The 20,372-nt window shown below is 68.2% G+C and carries 13 protein-coding genes and 1 pseudogene; 7 read left to right on the forward strand and 7 right to left on the reverse strand.

Annotation, left to right across the window (positions count from 1 at the left end; all coding sequences use genetic code 11):
* A pseudogene (locus AC1D1G_RS26035) lies at window positions 1-286 on the forward strand (gfo/Idh/MocA family oxidoreductase); the annotation flags it as partial.
* 56 nt (window positions 287-342) lie between these two features.
* On the opposite strand, the gene AC1D1G_RS26040 reads toward AC1D1G_RS26035, so the two are convergent.
* Window positions 343-984 (reverse strand): alpha/beta fold hydrolase, encoded by a 642-nt coding sequence (locus AC1D1G_RS26040; RefSeq protein ID WP_477954236.1) that lies wholly within the window; start codon window positions 982-984, stop codon window positions 343-345.
* 234 nt (window positions 985-1,218) lie between these two features.
* On the opposite strand from AC1D1G_RS26040, the gene AC1D1G_RS26045 reads away from it, so the two are divergent.
* Window positions 1,219-1,560, forward strand: coding sequence for a hypothetical protein (locus tag AC1D1G_RS26045; RefSeq protein ID WP_317571205.1), 342 nt, complete (start codon window positions 1,219-1,221; stop codon window positions 1,558-1,560).
* Window positions 1,561-1,621: 61 nt separating this feature from the next.
* Here AC1D1G_RS26045 and AC1D1G_RS26050 read toward each other — a convergent pair whose 3' ends face one another.
* A complete protein-coding gene (locus AC1D1G_RS26050) occupies window positions 1,622-2,098 on the reverse strand; it encodes a DUF6194 family protein (protein ID WP_283352759.1) in 477 nt (158 codons plus the stop codon).
* Between the two features lie 62 nt (window positions 2,099-2,160).
* Between AC1D1G_RS26050 and AC1D1G_RS26055 the strand changes: the two genes are divergently transcribed.
* Window positions 2,161-2,931, forward strand: coding sequence for a MerR family transcriptional regulator (locus AC1D1G_RS26055; RefSeq protein WP_283352758.1), 771 nt, complete (start codon window positions 2,161-2,163; stop codon window positions 2,929-2,931).
* Here the strand turns inward: AC1D1G_RS26055 and AC1D1G_RS26060 are convergent.
* Window positions 2,882-3,511: a class I SAM-dependent methyltransferase gene (locus AC1D1G_RS26060; protein ID WP_283352757.1), complete on the reverse strand. Its 630-nt coding sequence runs from the start codon at window positions 3,509-3,511 to the stop codon at window positions 2,882-2,884. The genes AC1D1G_RS26055 and AC1D1G_RS26060 overlap by 50 nt on opposite strands.
* Window positions 3,512-3,673: 162 nt before the next feature.
* Between AC1D1G_RS26060 and AC1D1G_RS26065 the strand changes: the two genes are divergently transcribed.
* Window positions 3,674-4,096, forward strand: a complete 423-nt coding sequence (locus AC1D1G_RS26065) for a nuclear transport factor 2 family protein (RefSeq protein WP_477954237.1) — start codon at window positions 3,674-3,676, stop codon at window positions 4,094-4,096.
* Window positions 4,097-4,110: 14 nt separating this feature from the next.
* On the opposite strand, the gene AC1D1G_RS26070 is transcribed toward AC1D1G_RS26065, so the two are convergent.
* Window positions 4,111-5,196, reverse strand: a complete 1,086-nt coding sequence (locus tag AC1D1G_RS26070; RefSeq protein ID WP_477954238.1) for a substrate-binding domain-containing protein — start codon at window positions 5,194-5,196, stop codon at window positions 4,111-4,113.
* A gap of 150 nt (window positions 5,197-5,346) precedes the next feature.
* On the opposite strand from AC1D1G_RS26070, the gene AC1D1G_RS26075 reads away from it, so the two are divergent.
* Together AC1D1G_RS26075 and AC1D1G_RS26080 are read left to right on the forward strand one after the other, a co-directional pair.
* Window positions 5,347-6,711 carry a hypothetical protein gene (locus AC1D1G_RS26075; protein WP_477954239.1) on the forward strand — a complete coding sequence of 455 codons (1,365 nt, stop codon included), beginning with the start codon at window positions 5,347-5,349 and terminating at the stop codon, window positions 6,709-6,711.
* Entirely contained in the window at window positions 6,711-7,700 is a 990-nt protein-coding gene (locus AC1D1G_RS26080; protein WP_477954240.1) for a glutamate ABC transporter substrate-binding protein, read from the forward strand. The genes AC1D1G_RS26075 and AC1D1G_RS26080 overlap by 1 nt, the downstream gene beginning before the upstream one ends.
* A gap of 58 nt (window positions 7,701-7,758) precedes the next feature.
* Here AC1D1G_RS26080 and AC1D1G_RS26085 read toward each other — a convergent pair whose 3' ends face one another.
* From AC1D1G_RS26085 to AC1D1G_RS26095, 3 genes are all read right to left on the reverse strand, one after another.
* Window positions 7,759-8,163 (reverse strand): hypothetical protein, encoded by a 405-nt coding sequence (locus tag AC1D1G_RS26085; protein WP_280784502.1) that lies wholly within the window; start codon window positions 8,161-8,163, stop codon window positions 7,759-7,761.
* Between the two features lie 272 nt (window positions 8,164-8,435).
* Entirely contained in the window at window positions 8,436-9,200 is a 765-nt protein-coding gene (locus AC1D1G_RS26090; RefSeq protein WP_283352752.1) for a haloacid dehalogenase type II, read from the reverse strand.
* Between the two features lie 100 nt (window positions 9,201-9,300).
* Window positions 9,301-9,525, reverse strand: a complete 225-nt coding sequence (locus tag AC1D1G_RS26095) for an RGCVC family protein (RefSeq protein WP_283332538.1) — start codon at window positions 9,523-9,525, stop codon at window positions 9,301-9,303.
* Between the two features lie 360 nt (window positions 9,526-9,885).
* On the opposite strand from AC1D1G_RS26095, the gene AC1D1G_RS26100 reads away from it, so the two are divergent.
* A partial coding sequence (locus AC1D1G_RS26100; RefSeq protein WP_477954242.1) for an amino acid adenylation domain-containing protein occupies window positions 9,886-20,372 on the forward strand: 10,487 nt, incomplete at its 3' end.

The following is a 20,372-nucleotide window of genomic DNA, read 5'->3' on the forward strand; positions in this document are numbered from 1 at the left end:
GGCACAGGCTCTCTTCGCGGGGGCGCGGCCCGTTGACGATCCCACCGGATGGGGTTACGAACGACGGGAACGGTGGGGCGTCCTCCACACAGCGGATGGCGCGGAAACGGTTCCGTCGCAGCGGGGTGCGTATCAGGACTACTACACGGAATTCGCGGCCGCCGTTGCCGGCAGCGGCACACAACCGGTGCCTGCCCGCACCGCGCTCGGCACCATCGCGGTGTTGGCGRCGGCGCGGGAGGCCGCGGAGAGCGGCAACACGGTCGTCGTGCGGTCCGTCGACTGACCGGAGGCGACTTCGGCAGCACTCGCGTCGGTTCAGGGCTCGCGTCGGTTAGGGGCTCAGGACGCGGAATCGAAAAATTCGGCGACAGCCTTGCTGAACGGATGTGGTCGTTCCATGTTCGTCGCGTGGCCCGCGCGCGGAACGACGATCGACGCTCCGTTCGGTGCGAGTGCCGCAGCCGCTACGGCGTGTGCTGACGGCCAGTACTCGCTGTCGGAACCGGCGACGAAGAGCACCGGAATCCCGTCCGCAAAGAACGTGTCGACCTCCTCCTGGTCGTAGCCGTAGAACCCGTACGCCCACTCCGGCGTATTGAGCATTCGCGGGGTCTGATCGACCACAACCGCGGCGCGAAGCCGCCCCGTGCCGTACGAGTCGACGTACGACGAGATCGTGTTTGCGCCCATCGAGCCTCCGACTATTGCCACACCCTGCAGGTCGAGTTCCTCGATGAGCGCGTGCACGAATCCGGCGCGTGTCTGCATCGTCGTTCCGTGCGGCGTGGCCGGAGCCGTCCCGTGACCCGGCAGATCCACAGCGATGACGCGGTGGCCGGCCTCGATCAGCGACGGGATCTGATACCGCCACGACGTGGCGGGGGCTCTGAAACCCGCCAGCAACATCACGCTCGACGAGGAGCTGCCGTCACCGTGCACGGTGTAGTCGATCCGAGCCCCGCCAGATTCGATGGAAGGCACTGCTTCTCCTATCCCCCAACTGTTCCCGGCTGACGCGCCGTGGTGTCCGCCTGCGGTCACTGCGACGGTAGTACGGACTCGGGAATCCATCCATGGAGAACATCTCCACTCCGGGACGGTTTCACTGTGGAACCAAAATTCCTGGACTGTCGGGTGTAACGTTCCGGGCCCTCGCAGACACCATTCGAGTAGCTGTGGACGTTGGGCCCACGCATTCGAACAGGACACTACGAGATGCACATCTCACTTCCCCACTCCGAGACTTCGCACGCGGCGAATCCGTCGGGCGCAGTGAACCGTCTCCCTCGAATCCCCCTGCGAAACCGGTTCGCCGCGGCCGCCGTCGCCGCCGCGATCGCCGTCATCCCCCTCGGAGCCGCCACCACCATCGCGACAGCGGCCGAACACCCCGTGACGACAGTCGCCGCACCCACCATCCCCGGCGATCGTGGTGACCACGGTGACGGCCCCCGCCACGACCGACAACGCGACCAACGGCAAGAACGCCGCGACCAGAGCATGACGCTCGACGAACTCCTCGTCGGATGGAACAGCAGCCAGATCTACCAGATGTGATGACGCTTGACCGAGGACGGCACCAGGATTCGTCGTCCTCGGTTCCGCATGCCTTCCCCCATCAGCGTGGAGTGGATTCCGATCGTCGCTCGTAGCGCGAGCGAGCCAGGGCGTGCGCACGGCACAGCAACGCCCGCGTGACTTCGCCTGTGCGCGAGCCGGGGTCGATGACTGCCAGCCAGGCCAGTGAGCCATAGACGGGATGCGCGATGACGGTGTCGGGCGCACCGGCGTCGACGTCGGCGACGCCCTGCTCTCGCGGCGTGTGGCCGGTTGCCTCGATGAACGCCTCCTTCCCGGCACGGATGTTCACCCGGAACGCACCCGCGCGGTCCAGACCCGAACTTTCGTCGCCGGGGTAGTTCTTGGTGACGATGGTGGCGAAGGGCTGGGTCCTGTCGGGAACGATCCGATCCGGTGAGTAGTAGAAGAAGGCGTCACCCCAGCTGATCTCCGGCGAACCGTCGCCGGGGGCAGGCCTGAGCGTCAGAACGTCGCCGAGGCCTTCGACGAAGTCGATGATGTCGTCCATGGTCATAGCTTCCAGCGTTTCATTAAAGCGATTGTGGAGACCTCGACCAGCAAACGTAGGAGAATACGGTGCCAAGTCTCCAATCGCGTCATCTGCGGACCGTGGATGTCGCCCGGCGCGCCGGGTGCTCCGTGCAGCACGTGCGCAACCTCGAACGCGACGGGGTGCTGCCTCCCGCAACCCGCACAGCCACCGGATACCGGATCTACACCGACGTGCATGTGCAGTCCGCGCTCGCCTATCGGGAACTCGCCATCGGCGCCGGCCCGGTGGAAGCCAAACGGATCGTGCGCAGCGTGCACACGTGCCCGGCCGCGACAACGGTCGCCCTCCTCGATGCCGCACACGCCCGACTCCACACGGAACGAACCGAACTCGCGCTGGCGAAGCAGGCCGCCGAGCTGATCTCGACCGAGCCTGTCGACGACGTGCAGACATCCGACTGGATGAGCGTGAGTGAACTCGCCGTCGCCCTCGGTCTCCGCCCCTCCACGTTGCGGCACTGGGACGCAGAGGGACTCGTCGTCCCGGACCGGGACACACCCACAGGAGCGCGCCGATACTCCCCTTCGCAGGTCCGCGACGCTCGCGTCGTGCATCAGCTACGCAAGGCCGGTTACCGCATCACACCTCTCCACGCGGTCATGTCACAACTCGGGCACACACCCGGATCGGGTGCCATCGGCGCCGCGCTCGCTGCCCGCGACCAGGCCACCACGGCCCGCTCCCGAGCCTTGCTCGACGCAACCGCTGCCCTCACCGTGCTCCTCGCACTCCGAGATGGGGTGGTCAGTGCGCGCGCGACAACACCGCCACCAGAAAGTCGGAATCCTCGCTGAACGGGCGCAGATCCCACGTCGAGAACAGCAGATCCGCCGTGAGACCGCTCGCCTGCGAATCCGCGAGGAATTGGGAGAACTCGTAGCCCCGGTCGGCGCCGAACCCCACAACCACTCGGCCGGTCGGGGCGAGATGAGCGGCGAATCCCGTCAGCACCGCCTCCCGGGTCGACGGCGCCAGGAAGGTCATCACGTTGCCCGCACAGACGATGACCTCGAAATCGGCGGTCACCCCACGGGCCGGCAGATCCAACTCCGCGAGATCACCGACCAGCCACGTCGGACCGGGGTGATCCTCCTCCGCCACGGAGATGAGCACCGGATCCACATCGACACCCACCACGACATGACCGGCATCGTGCAAGTAGCCGCCGAGACGGCCCAGTCCGCACCCCGCGTCGAGTACCCGACCGCCGCGGCCGAGCATCGCATCGACCAGCCGCGCCTCCCCCACGATGTCCTTGCCCTGCGCCTCCATGGCACGGAACCGCTCGACGTACCACATCGAATGCCCCGGGTCGGCTGCTGTGATCTCCTCCCACTGGCTGGGGATGCGCTCCTCGGGGGTGCGTGCACTCATTACCGATTCCTCCTCGATCCGGCCCGCTCGGCGAGCCACTGCAACCGTATGCGACACCACCTCGGCACCCACCCGCAGCCCAAGGGTGTTGCGCCGACGCGACAGTCTCGATCAGCGGGATGCCGGGGCCGACGCGGCCGGTACTCCGAGGAAGATCGAGCCATGCCCGAGTCCGTTCCCGACCGCGTCGAGATCACCGACCGCCTGCACGTCGTGGCCGACCTGCTCGACACGAAGGACTGGCCGGGGCTCGCGGCGACGCTCACCGACGATGTCGTGGCCTATGGGCGGGCGGGGCCGGTGGACGTGGTCGYGCGCGTCCGCTCCCACCTCGACGTCTGCGGCGCCACCCAGCACCTGCTCGGCAACATCCGCGTCGACGTCGACGGTGACGGGGCGCGCACTCGATCCTATTTCCGGGCGTTTCACGTCGGCCTCGGCGAACGCGCCGACGCGACGTACGAATGCCTCGGCGAGTACCGCGACGAATGGCGACGCGGACCGTCGGGCTGGTTGCTGGCCGGGCGGGTGATCGACGTCCGCGCCGAGATCGGCGACCGCGGTGTCATCGCGCCCCTGAGCTGAACCCCGTCGACGGCTCAGCTGTGGTCCCCGCACACCGCGGATGCCGGGTCCGGTGCGCAGATCTGCTGCCAGGTGTAGAAGCCGGAGTTGACCACGACGTCGAGGTTGTCCTTCGTGATGTTCTGCACGGGCAGGAACACCGTTGGCACGGCCATGTACTGGTTGTCGATCGTGCCGTTGACCATCTCCTCCGAAATGCCGTCACCGTGCAGGATCGACGTGGTCAGCTGCGCCGCGACCTTCGCCTGACCGGACAGGTTCTTGAAGATCGTGTTGTCGAGGGTTCCCTGTGCGATCAGTTGCAGCGCAGCGAGATTGGCGTCCTGTCCGCCGGTGACCGGGATCCGCCCGGCGAGCCCGCGGCCTGCCAGTGCCGCGACGATTCCGCCTGCCAGGTCGTCGTTCATGGTGACGAACAGCGCGATGTCGTTGTTCTCACGGGCCAGGCATTCCTCGGCGAATGCCTGACCTCCGGCCGGGTCCCAGTCGTCGATCGCGGTCTCGCAGACCACGCGGATCTTGCCGCTGTCGGCGAGCGGCTGCAGATACTCGTCCTGACCGAGCCGAAATTGACGGGTTCCGTATTCACCGAAGTTTCCCTCCACCCGGGCGATCTTCACCCCGTCGCCGGGCATCGCGGCGATCAGATCCGCGGCGCGGCTCCCCTGCCGTCGGCCGACCTCGAGTGGATCGAAGATCACCTGAACGTCTGCCGGTCCACCGACCGCGTCATGGTCGTAGAGCACCACCGGAACGTTCGCCTCGCCGGCGGCGGTCAAGGCTCCACCCGAGAACCTCGCGTCCGTGGAGATCAGCACGAGCACGGAAGCGCCCTCCGCGATCGCCGACTCGACCTGGCTCTGCTGACGGGCGGGATCGCCCTCGGCGTTGCGAACCGTGACCGCCGCCTCCGGCGCGAACAACTCCAGGAAGTCGGTGAACAGGGGTTCGTCTCGCTCCACGAATCGGGTGGTCGTCGTGTTCGGCAAGAGAAAGAAAACCTTCTCCGGTGCCTCGTCGCCCTGCGGCGCAGGGGCCGCGCAGGCCCCGAGCGCTGCGACCGCGGCCGCGACGGAGAACGCGCGCACCCTTCGCTTCATGAGCTTGTCTTCACGAGCCGTGACCTCCAGCGTGATCGTGCCCAGTCTGGAGGTACCCGCGGGCGAGGCAGGCTACTCGCGCGCGTCGATGCTTTCGGTGTTTTCCGACCGTGATCGGCGCACACTGAGTGCAGGGATGAGGAGGAGAAGGTGTTCCACCAGGACAGCGGCACCGTATCCAGCGGAGATCGTGACACTTCGCCTGCCGACGAGCATCTCCTGAACGAATCCCTTCTCGTCGAACCCGAAGTCCGCCGGCGCCCCTGGCGCGAATTCCTCGCGTCGACTCCCGGACGCCTGTCCCTCCTCGCCGTCGTCCTCGTCGCGGTGGCGCTGACGGCCGGTCTCGTGACGTCCGCCGTAGTCGCCGCACGGCAGCAGCGCATGGAAACCCTTCGCGCCCACACCGAACCGCTGGCGGACGCCGCGCAGAACCTGTTCAGCTCGTTGTCGATCGCCGACGCGGCAGCGACGTCGTCGTTCATCGCGGGTGCCATCGAGCCGCTGGCGGTGCGCGATCGGTACAACCAGGCGATCGGGGACGCGTCGAACGCGCTCGTCACCGCGTCGTACGGCGTCACCTCCGGCGACGTCGAATCGCTGAGACTGCTCACCGAGATGTCGCGGCACGTCGCCGTGTACACGGACCTGGTGGCGACCGCCCGGTCCAACGACGCCGCGGGAAACCCGGTCGGGGTGGCGTATCTCGGAACCGCTTCGGCTCTCATGCAGGACACCATCCTGCCCTTGGCCGAACGCCTCTACAACGACCAGGCCCGAGCTGTCGCCGGCACCCAATCCCACACCGCCCGGCTGCCCGCCACCGCCATCGTGGTCGCGTCGGCCGGGGTCGTCGTCCTCGCCGTCGCGCACGCGTACGTGGCGCATCGAAGCCGTCGCCGGGTCAATCCCGGACTGGCGTGCGCGACGGTCCTGCTGGCTGCACTCGTCGTGTGGATCGTGGTCGCCGGGCTGTTGTCGACGTCGGCGAGCGAACGTGCCCGGATCGACGGCGCCGAACCCCTCGCGGCGGTCACGAAGGCGAGGATCCTCGCCCAGCAGGCCCGCGCCGACGAAACCCTCGGACTTCTCCGGCCGGGTTTCGATCCGGCGGGGAGCGATTACGCCCGGCACACGGACGCGCTCTCCGCGATTCTGAACTCGGACGCGTCGCGGAACACCGTTGTCGCACCGACGATTGCCGATGCGTCCGCCGCGTTCGACGGATGGCGGAGCGCGCACCGGGATCTGCAGCAGAAGCTCGCAGACGGCGACTACCAGGGCGCGGCGGACGTCGCGGTCGGTCCGGGATCGACGGCATCGACTGCCCGGTTCCGGGACCTCGACGAATCGCTCGAAGACGCCATCACCGCTCTGCGCACCGAGGAACTCGACGCGATGCGGGAGTCGTACCGCACGATGGCCGCGCTCGCCGTGGGCGGCATCGTGCTCGCTGTTTCCGCAGCGCTCGCCGTCGTCGCGGGGATCGAGCCCCGAGTGAGTGAGTACCACTGATGGTGCGACCACACCCGGAACGGCGACCGCGCTTCACCCGGCTGCTCGGGAGCCTCGTGCTCGGAGCTGTCCTGATTGCCGGCTGCGGCGCCCCCGATGCACCCACCCCGAGGTTTTCCGGAGACTTCACGGAGTTTCCCCTGTCGGCCGGCGCCCAGCTCATCGCACCGTCCGACACGCCGCCGCAGGACACAGAGACGTCGGCATGCGCGGCCCCGGCCAGTCTCCGCCCGGGGACTCCGAGCCTCGGCGGCGCGCTCGGCGATATTCGTGCCCGCGGCACCGTGGTCGTCGCGGTCGATCAGAACACCAACCTGTTCAGCTTCCGCGACCCGACCACCGGCACCCTCACCGGATTCGGCGTCGACCTCGCTCGGGAGGTCGCACGTGATCTGCTCGGCGATCCCACCAAGGTCGAGTTCCGTCCGCTCGGAACCGATGACGGTGCCGAGATGCTCGCCCACCGTGACGCGGACATGGTCGTGCGTCCGGTGGCCCTCTCCTGTGAAGGTCCCCAGGACTTGACGTTCTCCACGGTGTATCTCGAGGCCTCCCGCCGGCTCGTGGTGCGGGACGGGTCGGGTATCGCCGGTCCGGCCGACCTTGCCCGGCGACGGGTCTGCACGCACCACGACCCGGCGTCGGTGTCGGCGCTGACGCGCATCGCCCCCAAAGCCACGATCCTTGCGGTCCCCGACTGGGACGACTGCCTCATGGCCATCCAGCAGCGGCAGGTCGACGCGGTCGCAGGCGCCGCCTTCCTCGCCGGCCTCGTCGCCCAGGATCCGAATCTCGAAATCGTCGGCCCCGAAACAGATTCCGCCCGATACGCCATCGGCCTCGCTCCCGGAAACGACGACCTCGTCCGGTTCGTCAACGGCACACTGGAACGACTGCGCACAGACGGAACCTGGACGGCCCTCTACGACCGGTGGCTGTCGTCGCTCGGCCCGGCACCCGGACCGCCGGCGCCGGAGTACCGGGACTGACCGACCCCTCAGACGGCGGTCGCCACTTCTATTCGCCCCGAGTTCCACCACGTCCGGTTCAGCTCGGATCGTCGTCGGCAACGGTCTTGGGCAGGCCGGTCCCCATCGGGTCGAGCAGGGCGGTGGTGCGCGAACCCCATCGCTCGTGCGCGGATTGACGGGTCATCCCGGCGGCCTTGCCGATGGTCGCCCACGTCGCCCCCTGAAAGCGCAGACCGAGAACGGTTTCGATGCCGTCCAGGCCGGCAGCGAGCTGTATACGAAGACTCAGTAGGTGCCAGGCCAGGGTTCGCTGGTGGGGAATGTCCGTACCTTGCTCGGCGTCCCAATCCGCCGTGCCGGGAAGCGGCCCGGTGCCGATGATTTCGTCGGCGTGACGGCTTGCTTCCGCGGCCGCAGCCGTTATCACCGCGCGAGCAGCGGCGTCGATATCCGCACTGACGGCGCGTTCGACAAGTTCCATGACTACCTCCCATTTCTGTCAGGTATAGCCTGACAGGCAGTGGACGTGGCGTCAAGAATTACCTGACACGGGGTGGCGCACGCGGAGCAAGCCGACGTGCCACCGGGTGCTCGGATCGATCGACTCGACGACGAAGAACAGATGGTCCTCAGCATAAAACCCGACGCGCCGAGCAGCGGCCGGGGAGTGGACGACACGACCCGCAGAGGGCAAGCAATTCGAGGCCGAGTTCGACACAGTGTTCACTCGGGCCGTCGAGAAGGTTCGCCGCCTCACCTGAACCCTGTCGATCCCGCACGGAGCAGCGCTGCGAGATGAGGGATGTCGGTGGCTGAAATATCCCAGCTGCCTGTTGGCGCGAGGTCATCGGTCTGGTGCGGTCCGTGTTCGACGGGCCGGAGAATGAACGCTGTAGCCAGTCCTGTGGCGTGAGCGGCTTCGAGGTCGTCGTTGTGGGCGGCGGCGAGCATGACTTCACCCGGGTCAAGACCGAGGAACTGTGCTGTCTGCAAGTAAGCCTGGGGATCGGGCTTGTATTTCCGGTTGATGTCGGAGCCGATGATCACGTCCCACGGGATTCCGGCGTTCTTGGCCATGTCGAGCAGAAGTGAGGTGTTGCCGTTCGAGAGCGGGCCGATGATGTACTCCGCCTTGAGTGCCGTGAGACCTGGCACGCTGTCGGGCCAGGGGGTGAGCACATGCCAGGCGCGCGCGAGCTCGTCGAGCTCTCCGGCATCGTGATTCGTGGGGTCGATGCCCGATTCGCGGAGCACGAAGTCGAGGTTCTCGCGGTGCAAGATATCGAGAGTCACGAACTCGCGGGTGCCGGAAAGGATCGGGTCCATCGACGGCTGGTAGCGGGCGCGCCACCGGTCGGCGAATGCCACTGCGTCCACCCCGAGCTGATGGCGCGCCGCGTAGTCCGCGACAGCGGTGGCGATACCGGTGCGCCAATCGACAACGGTGCCAAAGGTATCGAACAACACGGCGCGAACATTGCGTCCCGTCGACGGGGACCGGAACGGCACACCAGCCATGGGCGTCCTCTCGACTCGAACGTACGACGTGGCATCAGGATAGTGCCGTCATGCAAGGTCGTCGGCGAATCGAGCGGAGCGCCCGTGGTGAGCGTCCGCTTCAGTACCGGGAGTAGTGCTGTCCACTCACCTGGTCACCGGCGCAGATGCACTTACGTTCGAGGCTTCGCGCCGAGGTCACGGCACAGAACCGAATCCCGAGCTCGTCGTGGGAATCCGCGCTGTGTGGGCATGCCGTGCACGACGCCTCCGATTCCACCACCAGCGCGGAGTTCGGAGACTCGGACACGAGGAAATTGGACACATCAGTCGGGTTCGACGCCATGGCGGCGCTCCAGTTCTCGGCCTTTCGACTGCAGGCCGGTGTGGGCGCCGAGGACGACATGGCATGACCGCGCATATTCGAATAACCCTCGACAACCACCACGCTACCCCCTCACGGCCCAACCCCGCCGCGTCACCATTTCGTGACCTCGCCAGACGCACGCGTCGACCGACTGATCGGGCGGGCACCCTCGGCAGGGACTGAGGGCGGCACGAACCACGGCGGGCGGGGGCATTTCCGCAGGTACAGGACATACTGGTAGTAACGGACCTGGTCGTGCCCGCGATATAGATCAGCTAAGCCGAAAACGTCCGACCCCAGAGGCAATCGCCGTTGGTTGCCGTCGGGAGGTTCTAGTAAGTGGATACCAGGAACAGGAGCGACGCGACCGCTCGCAGTCGTCCCAATGTCTTCCCGCTGACTCCCGCGCAGCGCGGAATCTGGCTGGCCCAGCGCCTTGCCCCTGACGTCCCGAGGTGCATCGCACAGTACGTCGAGGTGCGCGGCGCCCTGGACCTCGCCGTCCTCGACGAAGCCTCGGTGACCGCGGGCCGCGAGTTCCAGTCGGCGTTCCTCCGGGTGTTCGAGATCGACGGGGAGCCGTTCCAGACCGTCGACCCGACCCTTGACCTGTCGACCGGATTTGTCGACCTCGGTGGTGCGGACGATCCCATCGCAGCCGCTCACGCGTGGATGACGCGGGATTACACGGCGCCGCTCGATCCCACCCGGGACCGGCTGGCGACGTCGACGGTGTTACGAGTCGGTAACGATCACTACTTGTGGTACAGCAGAATTCACCATATCGCGCTGGACGGGTACGGAGCGATGACGCTCATGAACCGGATCGCCGCGCTGTACACCGCCCGCGTGGAGGACCGGACGCCGGAACCTGCCGGTGCCGCAGATCTGCGCACCCTTCACCGCCTCGACGAGGCGTACCGGCCGTCGACGCGCTACGAGTCCGATCGCGCCTACTGGCGGGAGCACCTCGCCGGCCGCCGTACCAACTCGAGCCTGTCCCCGACGGTGGCACCCGCCGTCGCGGAAAGCAGCCTCGAGACGGCCACCTTGTCTGCGTCCGCGACGGAGCGACTGGACAGTTCCGGCGAACGGCTCGGTGTGCCGCCGGCGACCGTCGTGATCGCCACCTTCGGCACGTATCTGGCCCGGATGACCGGACGGGACGACGTGCTCGTCGACCTCCCGGTGTCGGGCCGCACGACCGTGCTGCTGCAGCGATCGGGCGGGATGCTCGTCGGACTCGCTCCATTGCAGGTCTCCACCGCACCCGACGACACGGTGGCCACTCTCACCCGCCGGGTACACCACGAAATTCTGGGTGCTCTTCGTCATCAGCGCTTCACGCTGGAGGACATCCGGCGCGAGACGGACGCGACGGACTCGCTGTCCGGGCCGATGGTCAACGTCATGCTCTTCCGCCCCCGGATCCGGTTCGGACCGCTCACCGGAGACTTTCACGTGGTCACCTCAGGACCGGTGGCGGATCTGCTGGTCAATGTGTACCGCACCGCCGCTGCCGGGCGGATGGTCGTCGAGTTCCGCGGGAACCCCCACCGCTACTCCCGGGACGAATTGGCTCGTCACCTTCGGTCGTTCGTGGGCCTCCTCGAGGAGTTCCTCGCGGCAGATCCCGGCGATCCCGTGGCAGGGGTGCACGCGGAGACCGCACACGAAGGTGTGCGGAGTCGCAGGCGCACAGCAGATCTGGACTACTGGCGGACGATGCTCGCCGACCTGCCCCACGACACGCCTCTTCCCCGCGACTACACGCGCCGCGCAGGTACCGTCGACAGGCTCCGCGAGCACGTCGAGGCGCACGTGACCGCGGACCTGCATCACCGGATCGAGAACCTCGGACGGGACTGCCCGTTCGCCGCCTACACCGTTTCGCATGCGTCCCTCACGACACTGCTCGCTCGTCTCGGCGGAGTCCGCGACGTCGTCCTCGGGACACCGGCGGGCGCACGCGGATGGCCCCTCCTTCTGCGCACGAGGGTCGACGGCACGGAATCGTTCATCGAACTCCTCGAGCGCACACGCACCACCGAACTCGGTGCGTTCACGCACGCCGACGTCACCTTCGACGAGGTCGCCGCCGCGCTCACGTTTCCAGCACCCTCCACGGGCCGGCAGCCGTTCCAGGTCGCGTTCGACGTGCAGGCCGGCAATCACCCGCACGAACCCGATAGCCGGTCCGACGAAGCCGCCGACCTCTGGATCCACATCGTCGAACGCCCCGGTCGGGCCGGGCTCGACCTCCGACTGACCTTCGCGCGGGAGTTCTTCGAGCCGYCGACGATCCGCGGATTCGCCGACCGTCTGGTCCGCGTGCTCGACCAGGTCACGGCACACCCCGACATCCCGGTCAGGGATCTCGACCTGTTGAGTTCCGCCGAACGGCGCCGGCTCGTGCCCGCGCGCGGCGATCCGGGAGTTCCGCCGCGCACGCTGCCCGACCTCCTGGTAGATGCGGCGCACCGCGACCCCGACGCGATCGCCGTCGTCGACGCTGCAGGTGGCGGCATCGGCGTCACGTACCGCCAGCTGGACGACGACTCCACCCGRTTCGCTCGCCTTCTCCTCGCCCGGGGTGCCGGCCCTGAAACAGTAGTCGCCCTCGCGCTCCCGAGATCCGCTGATCTCGTCCGCGCCGTGTGGGCGGTCGCGAAGTCGGGGGCCGCCTTCCTGCCCGTCGATCCCGGATACCCCGAAGCCCGCATCACGCACATGCTCACCGATTCCGGTGCGACGCTCGGGGTCACGGTCGGTCGTCACCGGGACGACCTACCCGGTGTCATCGAGTGGATCGAACTACACGACCGTCACGTCGAGGACACCCTCTCCGAGCGCACCGACACACCGGTCGGCGACGCCGACCGCCCCCGACCGCTGCGGTCGGACCATCCGGCCTATCTCATATACACGTCGGGATCGACCGGCGTCCCCAAAGGGGTGGTCGTGACCCACCGCGGGATCGCGAATCTGATTGCCGCACAGATTGAAGGGCTCGACGTGCCGCCGACCGGGCGGGTGGCCCAGTTCGCGTCGCCGAGCTTCGACGCCTCACTGTTCGAGCTGCTCGCGGCTGTCGGATCCGGTGCGCGCGTGGTGATCGTCCCGCCCGAAGTGGTCGGGGGCGCGGAACTGGAGCGCATACTCACCGAGCATCGGGTCACCCACGCCGTACTCACGCCGACCACCCTCGCCACGCTCGATCCCCTTGGCGTGCCAACCCTGTCGCATCTCACCGTCGCCGGCGAAGCCTGCCCGCCTGAAGTCGCGTCGACATGGACGGCGGGTCGCCGCGTCGTCAACGCCTACGGGCCCACCGAGGGGACGATCATGGCGACCCTCAGCGCACCTTTGGTGCCGGATGAGCCGGTCACCCTCGGACCACCGGTGCGCGGGTTCGAGGTCGTCGTGCTCGACGACCGGTTGCGCCCGGTGCCGCCGGGAACCGTCGGCGAGCTGTACCTCGCGGGCCCCGGCCTCGCGCGCGGCTACCGAAACCGTGCCGGACTCGATGCCGCCCGTTTCGTGGCCGCGCCCTTCGGGTCGCCGGGGACGCGGATGTACCGGACCGGCGATCTCGTGCGATGGTGCGTCCGGGACGAGGAGGATCCATCCACCGCCCCCGACCTCACCTACGTCGGGCGCAGCGACTTCCAGGTGAAGGTCCGCGGTTTTCGCATCGAACTCGGTGAGATCGAGGCAGTCCTGCGGGCCGACCCGAGCGTGGGGTTCGCCGTCGCAACTGCCGCGACCGACCCGCGCACGCGAGATGCCGCGGTGATCGCCTACGTTCACCCGACCGAAGGGCGGCGCGTCGATGTCGGGGAGGTGCACCGTCGGCTCGCGCGCACACTGCCCGCGCACATGCTCCCTGCCGCGGTCGTCCCCCTCGACGTCATTCCGCGCACCCCGAGCGGCAAGCTGGACCGTGCCGCACTCCCGGTGCCGACGTTCGCCCCGCGGAGCGGCGCCGGCCACCGCCGGCCACGCACGCCGACGGAAGACACGATCGCGTCGGTGTTCGAGACCGTGCTCGGTGTCGCGGGTGTCGGTGCAGACGACGACTACGTCGATCTCGGCGGAGGTTCCCTGGCGGCGACCCGGGTGGTAGCACGGCTGAGTTCTGCGCTGGAAACGTCGCTGGATGTCCGCGACCTCTTCGAACACCCGACGGTCGCCGCACTCGCCGATGTCGTCGAGAGCCGGCGCGGCGATGGCTCCGAGCGGCCTCCCCTCCGCCGGTTCCCCCGTCCCGCCAGGATTCCGCTCTCCCCGGCCCAGGAACGGATGTGGTTCGTCAACCAGTACGACCCGCACTCCCCGGCCTACGACATTCCGCTGGTCGTCCGGCTCACCGGGCACCTCGACGTCGGTGCCCTCGTCGCAGCGATCGCAGATATCGTGGAACGGCACGAGTCGCTCCGCACGGTGTACCCGGCCTCGGACGACGGACCACATCAGGTGATCCTGCCCGCCGAACGGGCGCAGCCCCGGGTCGAGACCGTGCGGGTCGACAATCCGACCGACCTCGACGCACACGTCGCCCGGGCCGCGGCCGCGCCGTTCGACGTCACCGTCGATGCGCCGCTCCGAGCGTCTCTGTTCACGATCGGTGGCACCGACCACGTGCTGGCCCTGGTGATCCATCACATCGCGGCCGACGGTGCGTCGGCTGGTCCGCTCGCTCGTGACCTCTCCGCCGCCTATCGTGCCCGGGTCGACGGACGCGCCCCCGCCTGGGAACCGCCGGCAGTCCAGTACGTGGACTACGCCTTGTGGCAACACGCAGTGTTGGGTCGGCCCACCGATCCCGACAGCCTCGCGTCGCGGCAACTCGACTATTGGAGTGAGTCGCTCCGGGGATCGCCGCCCCCTCTCGCGCTGCCGACCGACCATCCCCGCCCACAGCGGCGGTCCCTGCACGGCGACCGAGTGGACTTCCACCTGCCTCCGGAGCTGCATGCCGGCATGCGGGCACTGTCCCGAACCTGCACGTCCACACTCTTCATGACGTGTCACGCAGCGCTGGCAGTCGTGCTCGCCCGGCTCGCCGGCACCTACGATGTGAGCATCGGCACCCCGGTCGCGGGACGTGGGGAGCCCGCACTCGACGACGTGGTGGGCATGTTCGTCAACACGCTCGTGCTGCGCACCCACATTGATCCCGAGGCGGGCTTCGCGGACACCATACGCACCGTGCGGGATGTGGACCTGGGGGCGTTCGCTCACGCCGACTATCCGTTCGAGAAATTGGTGGACGCCCTCGAACCCGAACGCACGGACAGTCGTTCACCGTTGTTCCAGGTTCTCCTCGAGTTCCAGAACGTCCTGCCGGCCGGACACGAGGCGCGGGAGCTCGACCTGCCCGGGCTGCGCGTCGCGGCCGTCGGCTACGACCCGAAGATCTGTAAGTTCGACCTGCAGGTGTGGCTCAGTGAACGCCGCGATGACGGCGGGGCGCCGCAGGGAATCGACGGCGGAATCGTATACGCCACCGACCTGTTCGACGAAGAGACGGTGCGTGGGCTCGCCGACCGACTCGTCCGCGTCCTGAAGATCGTGACCACGGAGCCGGACACCGTGGTCGGGAACATCGACCTGCTCACCGACCGGGAACGTGACGTCGCCCTCCGTTCGTGGACCGCGCCGGACGAATCGGGCCCCGCGACGACTCTGCCCGAGGAATTTGCCCGGACGGCGGCACGGCAACCAGACGCCGTCGCGCTGTCGTTCGCGGGTGACACACTGTCGTACGGCGAACTCGCCGACCGGGTGAACCGAATCGCCCGGCTGCTCCACGACCACGGAGCGGAACCGGAACGCCTCGTCGCCGTGGCGATTCCCCATTCGATGGACTACGTCGCCGTCACACTGGGCGTGCTCGCGGCAGGGGGCGTGTGTCTACCACTCGATCCCGGATGGGCGTCGCCCACGCAACTCTCCCGGACGATCCCCGACGTCGACGCCGCGATACWTGTGACGACATCCGCTGTGGAAGAACATGTTCCCCACGGTCACGTTCCCACCCTCGTCCTCGACGCGCCCGGCACCGTCGCCGACCTCGCGCGCAGGTCGGGGCACCCCCTCGCCGCCGTCGACGTCGGCGCCGGTCCCTGCCCGGACTCAGCCGCCTACGTCCTGCTCACACGCGGGTCGACCGCGCTACCGAAACCGGTATCAGTGACTCACCGTGCAGTACTGTCGGCACTGGCACGTCCCGCCGTCACGGCCGGCGAGGTCTGGGCAATGGTCCCGACCTTCGCACCGGGCGTCACCGTCCTGACCCCGTGGAGCGCATTCCTCCACGGAGGTCGGCTGGAGGTGGTCGACGACGCTACTGCCTCCTCACCGTCCGCGCTGGCCGACCTGGTGCACCGCCGCGGCGTCACCATGCTCGCCCAGACCCCGGCCGCGTACGAGCACCTGTCCCGGGCAAGGGAATCCGCACCCGGGGCAGACGAGCTTCGCTCGGTCCTGCTCACCGGTGACCCCGTCGGCGCCGCGGTCGTGGCTGCCCCCGAAGTCGTCGCCGTCTACGCGTCCGTCGAGACCGTGTGGTTCGCCGCAGCCACGGATCTCGCACCGGAATCCGGTGCCGACCGGATGGGGTACCTGCCCGGGCCGGGCCGGAGATTCGCGGTTCTCGACGACCGCCTTCAGCCTGTCCCGCCCGGCGTCGTCGGCGCGTTGTACATCGGTGGACCCGCACTGGCTCGGGGCTACCACTGCCGGGCCAGTGCGACGAGCACCCACTTCGTGGCGAGCCCCTTCGGCCCGACCGGCGAACGCATGTTCCGCACCGGCGATGCCGCTCGCATCACGCCGAACGGAAGCCTGAACATTCTGTGGCGCCGCGATTTCCAGACGGAACTGCGCGGATACCGAATCCCGCTCGGTGACATCGACACCGTCCTCACCGCGCATCCGCAGGTCGCGAACGCGGTCACCGTCGACCACACCCCGCGCGCCGGACAACCCGCCCTTGTGACGTATGTCGTGCCGGCACCCGGATCCGCGCCGGCCATCTCCGATATCCGCGCCCACGCCGCGATGATCCTGCCCCCGCCCTGGGTGCCGGGCACGGTCGTCGTCCTCGACCGACTGCCCGTCACCGAGACCGGGGACGTCGACCTCGACGCCCTTCCCGTTCCCGAGGAACTCCGGCACTCCCCCGTCTACCACGCCCCGGCCACCCCGACCGAGAGGACGGTGTCGAAGGTGATCGCCCAGGTTCTCGGCATCGGTGGCGTCGGTGTCGACGACAACTTCTTCGAACTGGGTGGCACGTCCCTCGACGCGGCAAGAGTCGTCGCCCGAATCGACTCGGCGTGCGGGACCCGACTCGGGATCCGTTCCCTGTTCGAGGCGCCCACGGTGCGCGGACTCGCCGCCGTGCTCGACGCGAGCGAGGTGCACCCGGATCGACCCGCTCTGGGCCCCCGGGTCCATACCGAACCTGCACCGGTGTCGTTCGCGCAGCGGCGGATGTGGTTCGTCAACCAGTTCGACGTGACGTCGGCCGTCTACAACGTTCCGATGGTGGTCCGGCTGACGGGTCGCCTCGACGTCGCCGCGCTGCGCGCTGCCCTCCTCGACGTCCTCGTTCGGCACGAACCGTTGCGGACCCTCTATCCCTTGACCGACACCGGACCGGTGCAGGTCGTCGTCCCCGCCGAGAGCGTGTCGGTCGATCTGGCGCCGATTCCCGTGGCCGATGCAGCGCAGGTATCCGGCCCCATCGACGAAGTTGTCGCCGAGGGGTTCGACGTCACGGTCCGTCCGCCGGTTCGCGTCCGACTGTGGCAACTCGACGACCGCGACCACGTCCTGGCTGTCGTCCTGCACCACATCGTCGCCGACGGGGCATCGCTGGTCCCCCTGGCGCGCGACCTCTCCACCGCCTACACCGCGCGCCGCGCCGGCCGCGCTCCCGTGTGGGAGCCGTTGCCCGTGCAGTTCTCGGACTTCTCGGTGTGGCAGCGGGAGGTCCTCGGGTCCGTGACCAACCCGGCGTCGCCGGTGGCACGGCAACTCGACTTCTGGCGCACGGCGCTCGCGGATCTTCCCGAACGGTTGGAGTTGCCGCTGGATCGGCCGCGTCCCGCCACCGCGTCGTACCGGGCCGCAGCGGTGCCGTTCGTGATGCCCGAGACGACGTATCGCCGGCTCGTCGACTTCGCCGGTTCCCACCACACGACGACGTTCGTCGTGATCCACGCGGCCCTGGCCGTGTTGCTGTCCCGGCTCGCCGCCACCACGGACGTCGTCGTCGGGTCGCCGACCGCCGGCCGCGGCGAACAGGCGATCGATCCCCTGGTCGGTATGTTCGTCGGCACTCTCGTTCTGCGCACGACCGTCGATCCGGCGTCACCGTTCGGTGCCGTCGTGGCGGCGGTGCGCGATGCCGATCTGGCGGCTTTCGCGCACGCCGACATTCCGTTCGAAACCCTCGTGGACGAACTTCACCCACCACGTTCGGCGGCCAGTCATCCGTTGTTCCAGGTAATGCTGTCGTTCCAGAACATCGAGCCGCCACGCCTCGCGCTGCCCGGCCTCGAAGTGCATGTCGCGGACCTCGACCCCCGAGTGTCGCCGTTCGACCTGAATGTGGTGTTGCGTGAACAACCGGCCGAGGAAGGTTCGGTGACAGGTATCAGCGGGCAGATCGTCTATGCCACCGACCTGTTCGACGCCGGCACGATCAGTGCATTCTCCGGCCGGCTCCTTCGGGTGATCACCGCAGCAGTGACAGATCCCGAGGCGGTGGTAGGTGACATCGACATCCTCGACGACGCCGAGCGCGGGCTCGTCCTCGACCGGTGGAACGCCACGGCCCACGACCTTCCGGCCGCGACGATAGTGGACCTGTTCGAGGCACGGGTCGCGGCGGCACCCGATGCACCGGCCGTTCGCTGTGAGGATCGAATCCTCACTTACGCCGAACTCGACACCTGGTCGACCCGCCTGGCGCGCTCCTTCCTCGTCCGCGGGATCGGCGCCGAATCCATTGTGGCCCTCATGCTCCCGCGATCCTTCGAGATGCTCGCCGCGATGTACGCGGTGGTCAAGTCCGGTGCTGCGGTGCTCGCCCTCGATCCCGGCCACCCCACCGACCGCCTCGAATCACTGATCGACACCGCGTCGGCGGCTCTCGTCGTCACCACCGCCGACGCCGACCTACCCGCTCCGGCCGGGGTTCCGGTGGCGCGGTTCGACGACATCGACCGCGAGGCCCGAGACGCCGCACCGGTGACCGACGCGGACCGGGGCGCACCACTACACCCCGACAACCTGGCCTACGTGGTCTACACATCCGGCTCGACCGGCACACCCAAAGGGGTGGCGGTATCCCACGCGGCAATCGCGAACCAGCTGGCCTGGTCGCAGGCTCATCTGCCGCTACACGAGCGTGACCGCACCGTGCAGAAGGCGCCGATCGCCTTCGACGTCGCCCTCTGGGAGTGTTTCGCGGCTCTCTGTTCAGGAAGCATCCTGGTCCTCCTGCGCCCGGATCGGCAGCTCGACCTCGACTATCTGTCCGGCCTCCTCGACGACACGCAGATCACAGTGGTGGAGTTCGTGCCCTCCCTACTCGACGTGTTCGTCAACGATCATCGGCACTCCTTCCCCACGTCCCTGCGCCGGGTCCTGACCGGGGGTGAGGCGATCAGTGCACGGACGGCGAGCAGCGTGCTTGCGCAGGGTGTCCGCCTCGGCAACATGTATGGTCCCGCGGAGGCGGCCGTGACAGCGACGTACCACGACGTCGCAGCCGACCAACCTGCCCCCGCTGTGCCCATCGGGTCGCCGGTGTGGAATACACAGGTGTACGTCGTCGACGGCCGGCTGCACCCCGTCGTCCCCGGGGTGACCGGCGAAATGTATCTCGGCGGAGCTCAGTTGGCGCGGGGGTATCTCGGCAGGCCCGGGATCACGGCCGGTCGGTTCGTCGCGAATCCGTTCGGCGTCCCCGGCTCCCGCATGTACCGAACCGGAGACCTTGCCCGCTGGAACCCCGATGGACAGCTGGACTACCACGGCCRCACCGACTTCCAGGTTCAGCTGCACGGCTACCGCGTCGAGCCCGGCGAGGTCGAATCCGCCCTCCTGCGTCACCCCGGGATCTCGCAGGCCGTGGTAGTGCCGCGAGCCGATCGCAACGGCGCACACCATCTCGTCGGATACGTCGTCCCCGTCCCCGGCATCGACGTTGCAGAGGAGGAACTGCTCGACCACACGAGGTCACTTCTTCCCTCGCACATGGTTCCGTCCGCGGTGATCTCACTGTCCACGCTGCCGTTGACGCCCCACGGGAAGGTAGACCGGAACGCACTCCCAGCCCTCGACTTCACGACCCGCGCCGCGGAATTCCGCTCGGCTGGAACAGCTGTCGAAGAGTCGTTGGTCGCCCTCGTCGGCGACGTGCTCGGCCTCGAGTCCGTAGGCGTCGACGACTCGTTCTTCGCGCTCGGTGGCGACAGCATCATGGCCATCCAGTTGGTGGCACGCGCGAAGACCGCCGGGCTGGCACTCACTCCGCGGGATGTGTTCGAGTACAGGACGATCGCCCGGCTCGCGCGCGCGATCTCCACACGGCCGGAGCCGAGCGCGGTCCTCTCCGAGCTTCCGGGCGGAGGGATCGGGTCGTTCCCGCTGCCACCGGCAGCGCGGTGGTTGCTCGAGCGCGGCGGCAACCTCGACACGTACTGCCAATCGGTCCTGCTCACCGCGCCACCCGACCTGGACACCGACACCCTCACCGCCACCGTGCAGACAGTCCTCGACCACCACGACATGCTCCGAGCCCGACT

Source organism: Rhodococcus sp. P3_B8 (assembly GCF_056402775.1).